The sequence below is a fragment of the Methanofervidicoccus abyssi genome, from assembly GCF_004310395.1.
Lineage (GTDB): Archaea > AGJL01 > Methanococci > Methanococcales > Methanococcaceae > Methanofervidicoccus > Methanofervidicoccus abyssi.
The window spans coordinates 62,325-78,889 of sequence record NZ_BFAX01000004.1 but is presented as its reverse complement, the minus strand read 5'-3'; the positions used below and the strand labels follow the sequence as shown (position 1 = coordinate 78,889).

Below are 16,565 nucleotides of genomic sequence, written 5' to 3'. Positions count from 1 at the left end.
TCATCCCTTATTTTTCTTTTCCCTTTTTTTCATCCTGATTACTTTATAGTATTCCATATGAGACTCCTTTAAAAACTTCTCTCTGGATTTTTTAATAGATCCAGAAACCCCCAACACTGTTATGTTTATAGGCCTATCCTTATACTCGTTAAATGTTATCAATGCAGATTTTACAAAATCCACTTCATCCCTCTGTACTCTCAGAAGTCCCTTTGGATGGTTATAACTTATCAACCAAGGATTACTCCTTGAGCACCCCCATATACCGTAGTAGTTGATAATCGCAGATCTAATTATTTGAACCACTTCGTTGTTGGATAATTTCTCTGGATATATGATCTTAAAGGATATGTATCTCTTCTTCTCTCTTAAAGTTGGAGGGAGTGTTTTAAGGGATGTCATGATTTTACCTGGTAGGTTTGTAAATTAACATACTAAATTATTAGTATAATAATTTATTACAGAAAAATATTAATAAAGAAAATAAAAATAATAAAAAGAGAGAGAATTAATAGAAATCCCGTTCGATTTTCTGGTACTTATCATAGTCCAAGATATATTTTCAATCTTTATAAATTTTTTATTATTTGTCCCTTACAAGTAAACATTTCTTAGATGCTCTTACTTATTATATTAACTCTTCATACCGCAGACATTGCAGAAGTTTTTCAAGATCTCTGGACCGTACTCAGTATGAGAGACCTCTGGATGGAATTGGACACCATATATAGGCCTCTCCTCATGTTTCATAGCCTCCACATTGCAGATATCTGAGTAGGCTAGGACTTTGAAACCCTTTGGAGGAACTTTAACTTCATCTCTATGGGAGGCCCAGGCTGTAAATTCCCTTGGGATGTTCTTAAATATGTCGTTTTCTTCTTTTACGTATATCTTGGTGTAGGCATACTCTTCCATTTTCGCCTTTCCAATTATCCCACCATAGGCCTTACATATTAACTGATGTCCAAGACATATTCCTAATATTGGAACCTTTGAATTTAGGATGATATCTATACACTTCGAGGCTTTCTCAATATCTGGTCCTCCACTTAGTATAATCCCTTTTACCTCTTCTCCAATATCCTCTGGAGAGATAGAATTAGGAACTATCTTTGAAGGCATCCCTAAGTATTTTAAACTCCTATGTATTCTATGGACATACTGACCTCCATTGTTTATTATGAGAATCATTGTATCACTTTTAACTTTTTATAATAATAAATAAATTTATATTATATATTTACTTTAATTTATTGTAAGAGGTGAAAGTATGGCTAAGATACCCTTTAGAGAACTCTGTGGAAAATCCATAATAGGTAATATGGGAGGTATTATAGGGAAGGTAACAGACGTTGTTTTCGATGAAAATACTGGGAAGGTTATATCCTTAGACATTGAACCTTCAGAAAACAGTCCAATACCTTCCTCAGATGAGTACTACAAATTGATACCCTTCAAGATAGTTTTAGGTATAAAAGATGTAGTAGTAATAGATGAAAGTAAAATAAACAGTATTAAGATTATAAGTAAAGAAGAAGAGTAAATATTATCTAACACTCTTCAAAGTATCTAAGAATCTCTTTAAAGTTTTCCTTAGAGATTTTAATCCTTCTACATCCTCTGTAACCCCTTCCTTCCCCTTATCTTTTGACCAGAATGTTGAACCCAAGTTGGCCCCGAAGGATCCTCCACCTACAGATATCATCTCGTTTATCATATAAAAGTCGTGGATACTTCTTAATGCAATTTCCTGTCCCCCATTTCTATCCCCTCCAACAGCGATACCCATACCTACCTTATTCTTTAAGATCTTAGGATCTCTTGCAACTATAGCCCTACATCTATCCATCAGTGTTTTTAACTGCCCAGTTATATTACCTTGATATACAGGTGTGCCTATTATTATCCCATCTGCCCATATGAAGTTCTCGTAAAACTCCCTTAAGTCATCTTTGTGAATACACCCCTCCTTTTTTCTTACACAGTAATCACAGTGGATGCAGAATTTTATATCTTTCCTGAAAACTGAGAAATATCTTACCTCACAACCTCTCTCCTTTAAATACTCCAAAGCATAATTGACTAAGTAGTGAGTACCTTGTAGTCTTGGACTGCTACTTATACCGAAGATCTTCATATACCCACCTTTAATGGAGTATATCCTTTATTCCCTCTGAGAGAACCTTTATCAGTTTTTTTCTCTTAGGTTCTTTTATCGCCTCTAGACACTCGTCACATATTAACTTCAGAGCTCTATCCCCACAGGCCTCCACACAGGCTGGAGTTATCCTATCCACATCTAAGCAGAGAGTGCATTTATGGGCTACTTTATCCTTTGTAAATATGGCCCCAATTGGGCAGGCTATCTCACACATACTACAACCTATACATCTTTCCCTATCTACAACTGGAATATTCTCCTTAAGATATATTGCATCTACAGGGCAGATATTCATACAGGGAGCATTCTCACACTGCATACAGAAGATAGGTACTCCTTCAGCTTTCTTTATCCTCGATACACCATGTACTTCTTCACATTTAACTATACAATCGTTACACTTTGAGCACTTTGTAGGATCTATTAATACTATCTTGGGATTCATCACACCACCTTAGAGGTTATCCAGCAGCATCCTAAAGCGTTTTATAGCTTCTATATACTCATTGTACTCCATATTCGGAAAGGAGTAGCGGGCATTTGGAATATACTTCCCATCGAGGGTTAAGGTTATTGTGTCTGAAAAATTTTTTAGATGAGAGAGAGCCTGATTTAGATAGTAATAGGTTATACCGATAAATATTACTAAATCGTAATCTTCCTTTGTTATCCTCTTTATAATATCCAAGAGGTTCATTTCCCTAGGTGTATAAATCTTTTCTATTTTTAGATCTTCCAAATATTTTACAGCCTCTTCACAGTTTTCTCCTATCACTAACAGGGGCTTCTTACTTCTTTTAAACATGGTAACTGCTATCTTTGTACTTATAACTTCTGCATGGTGCAGATTGGTACCTGCAGTAGGTTGATATGGTATATTCTTTCCTAGCATATTTCCACCTTAATACAACAGGGTAGGCTCCTGAGGCACTTCTTTTCTTGGCTCCCAGCCCTTCTCCTTTAAATACTCCATTATCTTATCCTTCAGCATAAAAGGTATATCTCTTTCTGTCCTTATGAACTTTTCCAGATCTGGAGGCATACAGTTGAAGTACTTCTCGTATAGGGTTACATAATGATACACCTTCATACTTCTACCTTTACTTATATCATTTGGCCTCATACAGAGTTTTGGTATCATACATAGACACTCTTTGAAGTTCTCTGCAGCGGTTATCAGATGCTCAGGTGTGGGATCTATCCCTATAACCTTCTTAAGTTTTCTATCATAAACCTTGAAATCTTCTCCATTACTTAAGTATAATCTTCTGTACTTTATACCATGGGGTCCAACAATTACAGGTATTCCCCATCTGTTGAACCCTGTTGCAATTGCCACAGCCTTCTGACTCATAGCACCCCAGGCAACACCAACAGCTCCAACCCTGTTTAATATATAATCTGCAACCTGGGCAAAGTTACCTTCTAGTGGCAACTTGGCGAAGATGTTTGCTATCTTTATGGCGGCACCACTTACATGGCAGTTTGATAGACAGGGGCCTGCATTAATCAGCCCTCCAGCCATGAACTCTCCAGGGTACTTCTCGTATAAGGTTTTACCGTCCTCGTCCTTCCACATCCCCAAGGATATAGAAGCACATCCTGCGGCGACTACAATGTACTTCCTCTCAAGTAGCTCCTTTGCCATTAATGCCAACTCTTCTTCTCCATTAGGATAGTTAGTACATCCTGCAAATGCAACAACTCCTGGAATCTCACCGAATACTATGGGTGCCCCCACCTTTCTGATTTCCACATCCTGTATAGGTCCCCTACCTACCCTTACTCTAAATTTTAAACTGTGATATAATTCTCCAACCTTTGTTATCATAGATACAAGAGGTAGATCCCTCTCACACTCACTTTCACACCTTCCACAACTGTAGCACCTTTTATAGAGATCTGCAAGTTTTTCAAATTTGCCTTCCTTGGCATCAATTATACTTTCCATAATATTAAAAGAGTTTGGACATACTCTATTACACCATCCGCACTCTGTACATCTATTTGCAAATGCTCTTATCTCCTCTAAACCAGGAAGATAGCTCTTTTTCATATCCCTTCTATTTTTAAACACTATCTTTGCAAGTTCAACTGCCACCTTACCTATCTTACTCTCATCTAAAACCAATCCTGCTCCTTCCCTAAGTATCCTACTGATAATCTCATCTTCACTTAGATGGGAGAGATCTTCCAACCCTAAACACATCTTATCGTTGGTGGCAATTACTACTGCCCCCGTTTTTCTCGCCTCTTCTAAAATATCCGTCCTTATACACTGTTCATCTACCACAATTACATCTGCAACCCCACTCCTTATAAACATCAACTGCCTAGATAGAGGCCCTACTATCTTTGCTTCCCTACTGTATCTCGTAATATCTAATGCAGTACAGCATATACCACATACCTCTATCTCCTCTTCCAACCCATTCTCCTCCATATAATCTATTATGTAGGTACTAGGTATTACGTTGTGCCCTATACAGAGGATTGTAGGTTTATCCCTATCTATACAGTTTATACCCATATCTACAATAGGTGTCTCAATATCCCCCTTAGGCATACCGTATCCAACTATCTGGGCTATATCACCAACTTCCCTAACTAAGTCATCCAACATACCTGCATGGAGTGCCTTACTTTCAAAGTCCAGTGCACTTCCCTCCTGTCCAGTATGGGTGACAGAAAGTAGGTGGGCAAGCTGTTCCTCACAGTAATCCAATACCTTTTCTAGATCTCCAAGGGTTTTAACTCTTATCCCCATTACAGTTCTTATTATAGGAGCTTCCACTTCAATACTGTTGCCGAGATCAATTGGATGATCCCTTCCCAACTTCTTTATCAGTGTATCCACGAGATGTCTGCTATGTGCAGTATGACAGGCAGTCCCAATACAACATGCCAGTAGTACTATTCTGGCCTGCTGTGTTTTCATATCTATACCACAGGCCCCCTTCTTCCCCTTACTTAGATCACATTTTCCAAAGGTACAGAGACAGCACATATCACATATGGGCATATAGAAAGGAGGGTATCTACTAAGGAGTTTAAAATCCCAGTATCTTAGATCTGTTATCTTGGGCATAGGAGTAGGGCCTTCAGGCTTCAATTCAGTATCCTCTTTAAAATCGCCTATAGTGATATTTCCCTTAATTTTTAGGTTTTTGGATTGAATAATAGGAGTTATTATTCTCTTTATATCTCTTTTAACTTTCATAGAGTTCACCAGGTTACCACAATTTATCATTATTAATCATTATATTTCAAGATTCCTCACTATAGTATAAATACTTTTTTATTAACATATTCAAAATAGTATTACTGGGATCTAAATAAAATCTCCATTTTCATCAAAATATCACTTCTCGAGACGTCTCTTGAACACTGAAAATGACAGTTTTCTTAGGTTAAGAGAAAAATAGAAGGTTTTAAAAACAACAATCCTATTTATAAAATACTTTAGTTAGAATATACATCCATACTGGATAATACTGATTAATATATAAACAACTTTTTATTTTAATCCTTAATTTATAATATTTATTATCATTATTAATATTAATTTTATAATAATTTTATAATAATAAAATATGGTGATACTGTGTCTCTAAGATGTCCTATTGTATGTGTATTGGGTCATGTAGATCATGGAAAAACAACTTTACTAGATAAAATAAGAAAAACTAGAGTATCCCAGAGAGAAGCAGGAGGAATAACTCAGCATATCGGAGCCAGTGAGATTCCAATAGATGTTATAAAGAAAGTTGCAAAGGATCTTTTGGGGATGTTGAAGGCAGATCTAAAGATACCTGGCCTTCTTGTTATAGACACTCCAGGACATGAAGCATTTACATCCCTGAGGAAGAGAGGAGGTGCACTGGCAGATATTGCCATACTTGTAGTGGATATAAACGAGGGATTTAAACCTCAAACCATAGAATCCATTAATATACTTAAACAGAATAAAACACCCTTCGTAGTAGCAGCTAACAAGTTGGATTTAGTTCCAGGTTGGAATTCTAAGGATGTACCATTTGTTTTGAACTTCAATGAAAAGGTACAACATCCCAACGCCTTAACAGAGTTTGAGATAAGGCTATATAACAACATTATAAAACCTCTCAACGAGTTGGGGTTTGATGCAGATCTCTTTACAAGGGTAGAGGATCTTACAAGGACTGTATGTGTAATACCTGTATCTGCCAAGACAGGGGAAGGTATTCCAGATCTACTACTGATGATAGCAGGGCTGGCTCAGAAGTACTTAGAGGATAACCTAAAGTTGGATGTTAAAGGACCTGCAAAGGGTACAGTACTGGAAGTTAAGGAGGAGAGAGGTTTAGGTAAAACCATAGATGCGATAATATACGATGGAATAGCTAGAAGGGGAGACTATATAGTCCTTGGAAATCCAGATGGTGTTGTAGTTTCAAGAGTTAAAGCACTTCTGAAACCAAAACCATTAGACGAGATGAGGGATCCTAGAGATAAATTTAAACCTGTGAATATGGTTACAGCTGCAGCTGGGGTAAAGATATCTGCTCCAGATCTGGATAGAGTTATAGCAGGTAGTCCCTTCAGAATAGTACCTAAGGATAAGATAGAAGAGGCTAAAAAGGAGGTTATGGCAGAGGTAGAGGAGTTAAGTATAGAGACAGACGAGGAAGGTATTATAATCAAAGGAGATACTATGGGTTCCTTGGAGGCCCTTGCAAAGGAGTTAAAAAAGAGGGGGGTAAAGATTAGGAAGGCTGAAGTGGGGGATATATCTAAGAAGGATATTATAGAGGCCCATACCTACAGTAAGATAAATCCGTTATATGGGGTAATATTAGCATTCAATTCAAAGATACTACCAGATGCAAAAGAGGAATTAGAGAGATACAGCAATGTTAAAATTATTCAGGGGAATGTTATCTATAAGATAGTTGAAGATTACGAAGAATGGATTAAAAAGATGGAAGAAGCCCTTAAATCTGATGAATTTGAGAAAATTACAAGACCTGCTGTGATAAAGGTACTGCCTAACTGCATATTTAGAAAGAGTAAGCCTGCAATATGTGGGATAGAAGTGCTCTGTGGTACCTTGAGAGTAAAGAGTCCCCTTATAAATGAGAAAGGTAAGAAGATAGGATTTGTAAGGGAGATAAAGAATAAGGAGCAGGAGAACATTAAGGAAGCTACTGCAGGTATGCAGGTACCTATCTCTATAGAAGGAAATATCATACTTGGGAGACATGTGAAGGAGAATGATATACTCTATGTGGATGTCCCAGAAGAGGAGGTTAGAAAAATGGTGCATGAGTACAAGGATAGGCTAAGAGAAGATGAGGAAGAAGCTTTGAAGATGTTTATTCAATTGAAGAGAAAGTTGGAGAATAACATGTTCTGGGGTATTTAATAAATAAATATTAAAATTAAGAATAGAAAATACTTAAAATTACTTAAAATAAGGCAATGTTTGAGTTTTATTGGTCTATTCTTTTTTATTTTAACTTTTTAATCTTTATAATATTATTTTGAATAATAATTATACTATAAGTTCAAATATTTAATTAAAAATTAATGATAATACAAAAATAACTATATCACTAGGTGAAACTTATGAAACCTTACAGGGAAGATAACGAAGTTATAATAGAATCTCTAAAGGGTCTAAAACTTCCTGAAAGAATAAGAATATTCGATACAACCCTAAGGGATGGGGAGCAGACACCAGGTGTATCCCTAACTCCTGAGGAGAAGGTAGAGATTGCAGTGAATCTAAACAACTTAGGAGTAGATGTGATAGAGGCTGGTTTTCCCATATCTTCCCGGGGAGAGAAGGAGGCTATAAAGAGGATAACATCTCTAAACATGGATGCAGAGATCTGTGCCCTTGCGAGGACTGTTAAAAAGGATATAGATGTGGCTATAGACTGTGATGTAGATACTATCCACACATTTATTGCAACTTCTCCATTACATAGGAAGTACAAGTTAAAGATGAATAAAGATGAGATTTTAAGAAAGGCTGTAGAAGCAGTAGAATATATAAAAGATCATGGTATTACCGTAGAATTCTCGGCAGAGGATGCAACTAGGACAGAGATTTCATACCTGATAGAAGTTTATAAGGTAGTTGAGGAGGCTGGTGCAGATAGGATAAACGTACCTGATACTGTAGGGGTGATGATCCCAAAGGCTATGGAGTACCTTATAAGAAGGATAAAGGAGGAGGTCTCACTGCCAATATCTGTTCACTGCCATAACGACTTCGGGCTGGCGGTGGCTAACTCCTTAGGTGCTGTGGAAGGGGGGGCTCAACAAGTACACTGTACTGTAAACGGTATTGGAGAGAGGGCTGGAAATGCTGCATTAGAGGAAGTAGTACTGTCCCTTAAGATGATATACGGGATCGAAACAGGGATAAAAACTGAGAAACTTACAGAGGTCTCACAGTTGATATCCAAACTTACAGGGATTAAACTCCAGGTAAATAAGGCCATAGTTGGGGAGAACGCCTTTGCCCATGAGAGTGGGATACATGCCCATGGAGTACTTACTCATGCCCTAACATACGAACCTATACCTCCAGAGATTGTAGGACAGAGGAGAAAGATTATACTTGGAAAACATACAGGTTCCCATGCTATAGAGTGTAAGTTGAGAGAGTTAGGTTTTAAAGTTGGAGAGAATATTACAGAAGAACAGTTTAAGGAGGTAATCAGGAGGATCAAGGACATTGGAGATAAAGGTAAGAGGATTACAGATGACGATGTGATGGCCATAGTTGAGGATATAACAAAGAGGACTGTAAAGGAAGAAAGAATAGTTAATTTAGAACAGATAGCTGTAATGACTGGGAACAAGGTAATACCTACTGCCAGTGTGATATTAACCATAGATGGAGAGAAATACATTACATCTGAAGTAGGTGTTGGTCCAGTGGATGCTGCCATAAAAGCCATCCAGTCCATAATAGGGGAAAAGATAAAGCTAAAAGAGTACCATATAAATGCCATAACTGGAGGTACAGATGCTTTAGCAGAGGTAACTATTAAATTGGAAGGTTATGGAAAGGAAGTTACTGTAAAGGCTGCAAATGAGGACATAGTTAGGGCTTCAGTTGAGGCGGTAATCGAGGGGATAAATAGAATTATGGTGAAGTAGAATATAAAACCTTTAAAGTGATAATTAAAAATTGTTAAAGTATTTTATTTTAACTTCAGTTCTCATAAAATAAGGATTTAAAAATATCTAATAAATAACAATAAATAATAAAAAAATTAATTTTAGAAGTAAGTATAAAAATTAATAACGACGAGATAAAAACGAAAGATATTAACTACAACTATTTTAATATTTTATAATAGTTTGTTTATTGGATGGGCATCTACTGGATTTATTCCCATCTCTTTTGCAGCTTCCGCAATTACTGCATCTGTCATTGCTATCGCTGGAAATACCAACTGGGCATTGTCTATTGGTCCATAGAGAACGAAATCCCCCACAGCCATGGCCTGGATAATGTTGGCCCCTATATCACATACATGGTGAACATCCTTTGCAAGTTGAGTGTGTCCAGCTTCTCTCAGCTTCTTTCTAAATTCTCTTAACCAATCCCATGCAGAAGGTATGTTGTGGATACCACTTCCAACTGGAAGTCCTAACTTAGCCTTAACTGCGAAGGAAGCTCTTACAGCAGGACCTGCTCCGTTACCTAAGGGCGTAACTGCAACGTCTATTAATGGATATTTTATACCTGCCTTTTCTGCTAACTCTAACATCCCAGTGTCTGCAGTTTTACCTCCATTTAACAGCACGTTCAATTTACCTTCAACTGATGGATCCATAGGGTCGAAACATAATACAATTGATGCCTCCAAGTCACTCTCTACCAAGTTCTGGAACTCTTCTTCTTCAATGGATACGTTGATAGAGTTATAAATACACTGATCTGCGTATCCAGCCTCTGTAGCCCTCCTTGCAGCAGCCATTCTTGCCTCTCCAGATGTGGAATCTAACAGCATTGGACCGTCCCATATTTCAGCAACAAAATCTATGTACTTCACCAGTGCCTCTGGGTTCCCTCCAAATACCTGGACAAGGGCTGGATTTCCAGTAATATCCTCCATCTCAGCCTGTTTGTTTATTAAATCCTCTGCAGCAGCCTTATCGAAAATACCTTTTTTCTCATCTTCTACAATTTTATGTCTTGCATAGAATATGGTACCTGACAATCCTGTTGGATACTCCCCTGGCTGACCACCAAATTTTCTCCCTGCTATTTCAATTACCATCTGTTCTTTATCAAACTTGAACATAATGCCACCTCTTTTTGTCTTATTGCATATGTATAAATAACAGTATTTTCGGTATCAACTTTTCAACCAGTAGTACAATAATAAGACCTATTATAAATCCATATACAATTCCTATATCTCTACCAGCTTTTTTACCTAATCTCTGCATTATTTCGGCGTTTGTATTGTCTACCATCTCATCGATTTTATCCAATTTCTCCTGTAATTCTTTGTACTCTTTAGAAGGGGTTATTACTGAAGGAGGAGTTTCTACCATCTAAATCACCCTAAAAGCACTTTTAAAACTACAGGTATTCCAACTAACAATATAGCCAAGAGGGATCCTAAGATAACACCTAAGATGGATCCGGCCTGAACTCCAGAACCTAATCCTAAGTCCCTTGTCATTAACCCTATTTTGTACTCCAAAGAATCTATAAGTTTTCTTGTAAACTCCAAATCTGGTTTTGCAACTGTTGGTAATCCACTCTCTTTTTTATCTAGATCGATCTCCTCTGCATCTTCCTCTGTGGCTCCAGGATCTTTTGAGATACACTCCTTTATAGCCTGGGTTATTTTACCTATATCTTCTACATCTATTAAATCTATCACTTCGACTATCTGTCTCTGGAATCTCTCAACTGCATCTTTTCCAACATTTTCCAAGAAAGGTATTGCTCCCTTTGCTCCTATAATACCTCCATCATCTCCAATTCCATTCTCATAGAGAGCCTTGAAACACTGGCCTGTAATATGCCCCTGTACCTCTGAACCACAGAGTATCATAAACCTTATGTTAGGATTTGAGATGTAATTTGCTATTACCTTCTCAATTCCAAGGTTCTCAGTATGGCATGGACCTGCAATGGCAGCTCCAGCCTCTATTGCCGCCTGTTCTAAACCATGAGACCCTAAAGTAACAACTCCAACACAACTTTCTGGATTTCCTACTACATATTCTCCACTTACAATAGGCCATCCTGGAGCTGGTTCTCTCTTTTCTGGCATTATTTCACCTCTTTATAACAGTGAGAATATCAACAGTGAAAGGAATAACCCAATGGCAATACCTTGGATCTTCCCGTTGTAGTATCCAGCGTTAAATTTTGATATAAGTGCTGCATCGTTTATCTTTTCGTATATTATTTTTACCCTAGTTTCTAACAATGCCAACTCTGGTGAATAGGGTTTTATAGTAGTAGTTTCTTCCTCTTCCTTTTCTTTTCCACCTTCTAAATCCAAGATCATAGGCTCTTCGTCAATTGCTCCAGGATTTTCAAAGACTATATCAACCTTACCACAAAGAGATAATAACTCAGAATTATCCATTAAGAATTTAAGTACATCTATCATTTACAGCACCTCCGAAGAGTTAAAGATTATTGGAGCAGATTGGGATATATGGCAGCAAGCAACAATATAACCATCAGAGCCACTCCCATAGTTATCCAGAAACCGAAGAATAATCCTTGGAAGATACCACCTATGCTATATATCCCTTCCCTACCGGGATAAGACTTTAATGGAGGGTTTCGTGGATCTAAGGAGTTTTCAAAAGCCTTAGCCAATTTCTCCAACTTCTCTATTTCACTCTTTACCGGGTTGAAATCCACCATTACGATATCATCTCTTGTTTCAGCAATTAACCCTGAATCTACATCCATCACTATTCCCAACTCAGGACATACCTTTACAATATCCATGACATCACCTTACATCTCTCTTTTAGGTATTTCTGGAGTGTAGTATACACAGCAGGCATCCTTCAATGACTGTTTTATAAACTCCTTGTATACTACAGCCCACAGTACTATGGAAGCAATGGAAGATACTACATCCAACCTGGCGACAGAGAATATAAACCATGTTAAAAATCCACAGGCTACAGCTAGTGTAAGTGTCCTTTTATGACTCTCATTAGGTCCTAAACATGCATTAAATGGATGGAGTATACCCATACCTGCTGCAATAAATGCCAAGGCCATGACACCATTCTCTATAGATCCTGGAATGATAATATTAGGAAGGAATCCACCGGCGTAGGCGGTACAGAATCCTATAATTGAGAGCGCCCCCATAAGGGATAACTTAGTCATACTTTCAACCATTACAGGGATTTTCATACCAATAGGTTTTACAGTTAACCTACCTACTATATATCCTAAGACTACAGATATCACTATTACAACTATTGGAATAATATATAGTAACTCACTACCAGCACCAAGGATTTTTACCACGGTATTTACCAAGTATATACCTGCCACTGAAGATATTATACCCATTCCCAAACTCAACATTCCTATAGAAGGGACTCCTGTTCCCAGTCCATAAGCAGCAACTTTTCTGGTAGTGTTTGCTCCTGCAACAATAGCTGCAGAAGCCAGTAGACCCCCTAATAGCATAGACACCTGTGGGAAAAACTGTGAAATATACATTCCCATAATTGCAAGTATAGTACCTATTGCTAAGATCTGATTTTCTGGATAGAGCTCTGCAGCATGTCCTCCGCCACCATGACTCATAGCAACACCTCAAACAATTAATTTAAAATTTATTATTAATATTAAAAGTATTTATTCTAATTCTAAATATATATTAATTAAATCCCTAATGACATTACAACCACTATAATCCCAGTCAGTAGAGATGCCACAAAGGATGCGACAATACCGTTTGGTATTTTCTTGAACTTGGGATCGTGAAATCCTTCTATAGTTCCTCCTATGTTATAAGATGCAAGTACGGCATTCATAAAGAAAAACCCTACTGCCATAATTCCTGCAACTTCTGAAGAGAATCCTAACTGTTTAAGGGCAACATAGGCGAGAGCTCCCCCTATACCCCCAAGAGCAGCTCCAATCAATCCACTAATGAAACATACGGTAGGAATAGCATGTCCAGTAGTACCAGGGGTAATATAAGACTTTTGATAATCCCCTGTAATTGGGTCCCTTTCACACTTATCTGCAGCTGGAACTACCCCTACACCAAAAACGTATATCAACTGTCCTATCAGCATAGTTAAACCTAACATGATCATAGAACCAACAGCACCTGAGAGGAGGATAATTATCCAGTGTAGGGGATTGAATATATCAATTCCATTTTGAGCAGCCATTGTCGCAGCAGCCATTAAACCTGTAAATCCAGCTCCTGCTGCTAACTGAGTAGTACCCGTACCTATTCCTGTAGATGTAGCCATAGCTGCAGGAGCTCCTCCTACTGGAACAAAGTGAACACTTGCGTTAATTATAGCACCTGCTAAGGTGATCTCTACAAAGGGAATTAGTAAACCTATAACCATCTTATCACCACTTTACCTATCTGTGTATGGCCCATACTTTTTCCTTGCATATACTTCAACCAACCTGTTTAAACATACCATAACTGCTACTAAAATTATACCTACGATAATGGCTATTATTGATTTAGAGATTAGGCTCCCACCAAGAGCATTTCCAAGAATCCCTCCTACTATCCCTCTCCAACCGTCTAAGAATACTATTAAACCAAATGTAAGTCCTGTTAAAGGACCTCCCAGCTTAGAACAGAAGTAGGAAGAATCCATACCGTTTCTAATACCTATTTCTGCCTTAATGTCAATATCTCCATGGTTTGCTACAGGAACACCACCACCAAATGGATACTTCTGATATTCCCTTTCGGCACCGTAGTGGACGTCTCCAGTTGATGAACCTATAGCTCCTACAGTAATACCAAAAATCAGTGCTACCAATGGTAGGGGGAATGGATTACCTAATATAGAAGTTGCCAAGTATGCAGCCAGTAGCATACAGAACACTGCAATAAATCCATGCCCAACTATAGGCCCTAAGTGGGTTATAACAACATCTAAGTATACAGGCTGTCCAAAGTTTTGGGACTGACCTACTATCCTCCCAAGGTATGCACTAACAGCGTATACTCCATGTATAAAAGCTGCAACACCTGCTCCAATAACCAGTGCAAAGATTGTACTCATTCCTATATTCATTAGTGCCCATGCGATAGTACCTGCTACAGCAACGTATAGACCGTAAGACACTGGTTCTCCAGATATAGCCTTATTGAAGTATCTATGTATATTACCCATCTGAGGTGCCAACTGTACCTGTGAGTTCGGGTTTGACTGGGAACCTACGTCAGACTCTAAATCTTCAGCACATCCTGCCACAGTGGCTGCAGCACTTGAAAGTGCTAAAGCTCCCAGGATTATTAGTGTTGAATCCATCGTTTCACCCCATTTCATTAAAGATAGATTATTTTTTATTATTTTACTAATATATATATTATTTTCGGTTTAATTTTATAAAATTAGGGTAAATAAAGGATTTTTAAAGAATAATTTAATTATAATAAAGAATTTTTTAAATTGAAACATCAAATAAAAATTAAAAATAATAAAAAAAAGATTAAGTTAGTGTGCTGGGATAATTGGATCTCTCTCTCCTGCAGGCTCAAACTCTCTAAGTGCCCCTCTTGCAAACTCTTTTCTTGGATGGGCAAAGTCGAATATAAGTAATGGATCTGCAAAGGCTACTTTAATCAGTGGATTCAGTGCAAAGGCATCTCCTCTTGCGGAGTGAGCTGCCTGGACTATACCTGCGTACTCTCCCTGGTGCCCTACGTTCATTGCATAGTTTGGATAATTTGGACCTCTTAACTCTAATGGAGAGGATTCATCGTTTCTAATGGAGAAGGAGTTCGCAGCACCACACTGATCCTGTAGATCATATCCGTAGAATCCTAACCTACTGTGATACTCCTTGTGTAATATTTGGCTTAGATACCACCCGTTAACTCCAGCGTTTGAGTTTCCAGTTGCCATACTTACTGAGATACCAGATGCTGCCGCTGTAACCGCTGCTCTCTGGGATCCTCCGAAGTGATCTTCTAAGAGAGCAGGGTACTCATCGTACTGTTCCAATGCGTAGAGTGTAACTTCTGCAGCAATATCTTCAATAACATCCATGCTTGGTTTTACTCCGTTTATTCCATACTTCTTCTCTACGTAGTCGTATCCGTAGTAAGAGAAGTCATCTAATATATCATCTGTATAGGATGCTGTGGCGTACTGGGTGAATCCAACACCTCCAGACATGTAGGAACCAAGCCATATCTGATCATAGAGCATAGCCCCTGCTCCTACTACCTCTAAGGCCTGTTCTACTGGGTCCTCACTTACTCTGGATGTCTGTATAATATCTGCCAATATACCGAAGGGTATTCCTCCTGGCTCATTTGGACCTCTTGCTCTCCTTGCAGGTAGTGCTGTACCCATTACGATAACATCTGCATGTTTTGCAGCGTAGGAGAAGTCTGCAATTGCAGCTTCCCCTGCACAAAGTTTGTATGCGGTAATGAAGGACATTCCTATCTGCATTGCACTCCATCTTGCTATTGTACCTCCATCACATACTCTACCTACTAAGGTAGGTACCCTAGATACCTGGTAAGTTTTTTTACCTATAGCGGCCTTCAACTGTTCTGCCTGTTCTTCTGGGAACAACTTGTTGATATCTATTAAGAACTTCTTATCGATCTCATCTGCCAATTCATCGTCTCCAGTGAATATCTTAGCGTAGGAGTCCCATACTAAGGCAGGATCTACCTCAACCATGTGCTCCTGGACAACTGCTCCTCCTGGTAATGCGTGATTGATTACTTCCATGTATTCGTTTATAGTCTCTGGAGTTACTTCTACTCCCAATCTCTTCTCAAGTACTGCATGTGCTGTGTCCATACCTACAATAACAGTCCTCCTTATATCATCCCACATCTGCTGCATAGCAGCGTTGTTCATGAAGTGTAAGTCGTCTCCCTCTACTATGTAGTCTGTACCTGAGAGTTTATAAGGCATCAACTTTCTCTGACCTAATGGAACTCCGATATCTGGGTTATAGAATGGAAGACCTCCCCTTTTCTCTAAGTACTCCTTTGCATGCTCTACAAACTCTCTCTTTCTCTTTGACTGTCTCCATCCCCCATATACATAGAACTTAGTATACTTTTCTTTTGGATCTTCCTCAAATTTCTCCTTTAATGCCTTTAAGAACAACCTTTTTTCTGTATCCATCATCCTCACCTCAAAAAATTTTTGAAATTATTTTAAA

Annotated in this window: 18 protein-coding genes; 3 read left to right on the top strand and 15 right to left on the bottom strand. The window is 38.2% G+C overall.

Going from position 1 to position 16,565, the window contains the following annotated elements; genetic code table 11:
• Both MHHB_RS04765 and MHHB_RS04760 read right to left on the bottom strand, forming a co-directional pair.
• Positions 1-402: an Rpp14/Pop5 family protein gene (locus MHHB_RS04765; RefSeq protein WP_131007533.1), complete on the bottom strand. Its 402-nt coding sequence runs from the start codon at positions 400-402 to the stop codon at positions 1-3.
• 231 nt (positions 403-633) lie between these two features.
• A complete protein-coding gene (locus tag MHHB_RS04760; protein ID WP_131007532.1) occupies positions 634-1,191 on the bottom strand; it encodes a GMP synthase subunit A in 558 nt (185 codons plus the stop codon).
• A gap of 79 nt (positions 1,192-1,270) precedes the next feature.
• Here MHHB_RS04760 and MHHB_RS04755 point away from each other — a divergent pair, with 79 nt between their 5' ends.
• Positions 1,271-1,543: a PRC-barrel domain-containing protein gene (locus MHHB_RS04755; RefSeq protein ID WP_131007531.1), complete on the top strand. Its 273-nt coding sequence runs from the start codon at positions 1,271-1,273 to the stop codon at positions 1,541-1,543.
• A 3-nt stretch (positions 1,544-1,546) separates the two neighbouring features.
• On the opposite strand, the gene MHHB_RS04750 is transcribed toward MHHB_RS04755, so the two are convergent.
• The 4 genes from MHHB_RS04750 to cdhA are packed head-to-tail and all read right to left on the bottom strand — an operon-like array spanning position 1,547 to position 5,393.
• Entirely contained in the window at positions 1,547-2,137 is a 591-nt protein-coding gene (locus MHHB_RS04750; RefSeq protein ID WP_131007530.1) for a flavodoxin family protein, read from the bottom strand.
• A gap of 10 nt (positions 2,138-2,147) precedes the next feature.
• Positions 2,148-2,606 (bottom strand): 4Fe-4S dicluster domain-containing protein, encoded by a 459-nt coding sequence (locus MHHB_RS04745; RefSeq protein ID WP_131007529.1) that lies wholly within the window; start codon positions 2,604-2,606, stop codon positions 2,148-2,150.
• A 9-nt stretch (positions 2,607-2,615) separates the two neighbouring features.
• Positions 2,616-3,053: a carbon monoxide dehydrogenase beta subunit family protein gene (locus MHHB_RS04740; protein ID WP_131007528.1), complete on the bottom strand. Its 438-nt coding sequence runs from the start codon at positions 3,051-3,053 to the stop codon at positions 2,616-2,618.
• 9 nt (positions 3,054-3,062) lie between these two features.
• Positions 3,063-5,393: a CO dehydrogenase/acetyl-CoA synthase complex subunit alpha gene (cdhA, locus tag MHHB_RS04735; protein ID WP_394342775.1), complete on the bottom strand. Its 2,331-nt coding sequence runs from the start codon at positions 5,391-5,393 to the stop codon at positions 3,063-3,065.
• 372 nt (positions 5,394-5,765) lie between these two features.
• Between cdhA and infB the strand changes: the two genes are divergently transcribed.
• Together infB and MHHB_RS04725 are read left to right on the top strand one after the other, a co-directional pair.
• Complete coding sequence (infB, locus tag MHHB_RS04730) at positions 5,766-7,565, top strand: translation initiation factor IF-2 (protein ID WP_131007526.1); 1,800 nt, start codon at positions 5,766-5,768, stop codon at positions 7,563-7,565.
• Between the two features lie 203 nt (positions 7,566-7,768).
• Positions 7,769-9,316: a 2-isopropylmalate synthase gene (locus MHHB_RS04725; protein WP_131007525.1), complete on the top strand. Its 1,548-nt coding sequence runs from the start codon at positions 7,769-7,771 to the stop codon at positions 9,314-9,316.
• 194 nt (positions 9,317-9,510) lie between these two features.
• Here MHHB_RS04725 and mtrH read toward each other — a convergent pair whose 3' ends face one another.
• The 9 genes from mtrH to mcrA form a co-directional block, all read right to left on the bottom strand.
• Positions 9,511-10,470 (bottom strand): tetrahydromethanopterin S-methyltransferase subunit H, encoded by a 960-nt coding sequence (gene mtrH, locus MHHB_RS04720; protein WP_131007524.1) that lies wholly within the window; start codon positions 10,468-10,470, stop codon positions 9,511-9,513.
• A 19-nt stretch (positions 10,471-10,489) separates the two neighbouring features.
• Positions 10,490-10,726 carry a tetrahydromethanopterin S-methyltransferase subunit MtrG gene (gene mtrG / locus MHHB_RS04715; RefSeq protein ID WP_131007523.1) on the bottom strand — a complete coding sequence of 79 codons (237 nt, stop codon included), beginning with the start codon at positions 10,724-10,726 and terminating at the stop codon, positions 10,490-10,492.
• A 5-nt stretch (positions 10,727-10,731) separates the two neighbouring features.
• Entirely contained in the window at positions 10,732-11,457 is a 726-nt protein-coding gene (mtrA, locus tag MHHB_RS04710; RefSeq protein WP_131007522.1) for a tetrahydromethanopterin S-methyltransferase subunit A, read from the bottom strand.
• A 12-nt stretch (positions 11,458-11,469) separates the two neighbouring features.
• Positions 11,470-11,802 carry a hypothetical protein gene (locus tag MHHB_RS04705; protein WP_192893825.1) on the bottom strand — a complete coding sequence of 111 codons (333 nt, stop codon included), beginning with the start codon at positions 11,800-11,802 and terminating at the stop codon, positions 11,470-11,472.
• A 26-nt stretch (positions 11,803-11,828) separates the two neighbouring features.
• On the bottom strand, positions 11,829-12,152 hold the full coding sequence (locus MHHB_RS04700; RefSeq protein WP_131007521.1) for a tetrahydromethanopterin S-methyltransferase subunit B: 324 nt from the start codon (positions 12,150-12,152) through the stop codon (positions 11,829-11,831).
• A gap of 9 nt (positions 12,153-12,161) precedes the next feature.
• On the bottom strand, positions 12,162-12,974 hold the full coding sequence (gene mtrC / locus MHHB_RS04695; RefSeq protein WP_131007520.1) for a tetrahydromethanopterin S-methyltransferase subunit MtrC: 813 nt from the start codon (positions 12,972-12,974) through the stop codon (positions 12,162-12,164).
• 77 nt (positions 12,975-13,051) lie between these two features.
• Positions 13,052-13,756: a tetrahydromethanopterin S-methyltransferase subunit D gene (gene mtrD / locus MHHB_RS04690; RefSeq protein ID WP_131007519.1), complete on the bottom strand. Its 705-nt coding sequence runs from the start codon at positions 13,754-13,756 to the stop codon at positions 13,052-13,054.
• A 12-nt stretch (positions 13,757-13,768) separates the two neighbouring features.
• Entirely contained in the window at positions 13,769-14,683 is a 915-nt protein-coding gene (mtrE, locus tag MHHB_RS04685; RefSeq protein ID WP_131007518.1) for a tetrahydromethanopterin S-methyltransferase subunit E, read from the bottom strand.
• Positions 14,684-14,869: 186 nt separating this feature from the next.
• Positions 14,870-16,528, bottom strand: a complete 1,659-nt coding sequence (gene mcrA / locus MHHB_RS04680; RefSeq protein ID WP_131007517.1) for a coenzyme-B sulfoethylthiotransferase subunit alpha — start codon at positions 16,526-16,528, stop codon at positions 14,870-14,872.
• Positions 16,529-16,565 lie beyond the last annotated feature (37 nt).

Bases quoted from the DNA above. Each gene is read 5' to 3' on its own strand.
- MHHB_RS04765 (WP_131007533.1), bottom strand. From the start codon at position 402: ATGACATCCCTTAAAACACTCCCTCCAACTTTAAGAGAGAAGAAGAGA.
- mtrC (WP_131007520.1), bottom strand. From the start codon at position 12,974: ATGAGTCATGGTGGCGGAGGACATGCTGCAGAGCTCTATCCAGAAAAT.
- mtrA (WP_131007522.1), bottom strand. From the start codon at position 11,457: ATGCCAGAAAAGAGAGAACCAGCTCCAGGATGGCCTATTGTAAGTGGA.
- MHHB_RS04760 (WP_131007532.1), bottom strand. From the start codon at position 1,191: ATGATTCTCATAATAAACAATGGAGGTCAGTATGTCCATAGAATACAT.
- MHHB_RS04705 (WP_192893825.1), bottom strand. From the start codon at position 11,802: ATGATAGATGTACTTAAATTCTTAATGGATAATTCTGAGTTATTATCT.
- mtrH (WP_131007524.1), bottom strand. From the start codon at position 10,470: ATGTTCAAGTTTGATAAAGAACAGATGGTAATTGAAATAGCAGGGAGA.
- mcrA (WP_131007517.1), bottom strand. From the start codon at position 16,528: ATGGATACAGAAAAAAGGTTGTTCTTAAAGGCATTAAAGGAGAAATTT.
- MHHB_RS04725 (WP_131007525.1), top strand. From the start codon at position 7,769: ATGAAACCTTACAGGGAAGATAACGAAGTTATAATAGAATCTCTAAAG.
- MHHB_RS04700 (WP_131007521.1), bottom strand. From the start codon at position 12,152: ATGGATATTGTAAAGGTATGTCCTGAGTTGGGAATAGTGATGGATGTA.
- mtrD (WP_131007519.1), bottom strand. From the start codon at position 13,756: ATGGTTATAGGTTTACTAATTCCCTTTGTAGAGATCACCTTAGCAGGT.
- mtrE (WP_131007518.1), bottom strand. From the start codon at position 14,683: ATGGATTCAACACTAATAATCCTGGGAGCTTTAGCACTTTCAAGTGCT.
- MHHB_RS04755 (WP_131007531.1), top strand. From the start codon at position 1,271: ATGGCTAAGATACCCTTTAGAGAACTCTGTGGAAAATCCATAATAGGT.
- MHHB_RS04750 (WP_131007530.1), bottom strand. From the start codon at position 2,137: ATGAAGATCTTCGGTATAAGTAGCAGTCCAAGACTACAAGGTACTCAC.
- MHHB_RS04740 (WP_131007528.1), bottom strand. From the start codon at position 3,053: ATGCTAGGAAAGAATATACCATATCAACCTACTGCAGGTACCAATCTG.
- mtrG (WP_131007523.1), bottom strand. From the start codon at position 10,726: ATGGTAGAAACTCCTCCTTCAGTAATAACCCCTTCTAAAGAGTACAAA.
- MHHB_RS04745 (WP_131007529.1), bottom strand. From the start codon at position 2,606: ATGAATCCCAAGATAGTATTAATAGATCCTACAAAGTGCTCAAAGTGT.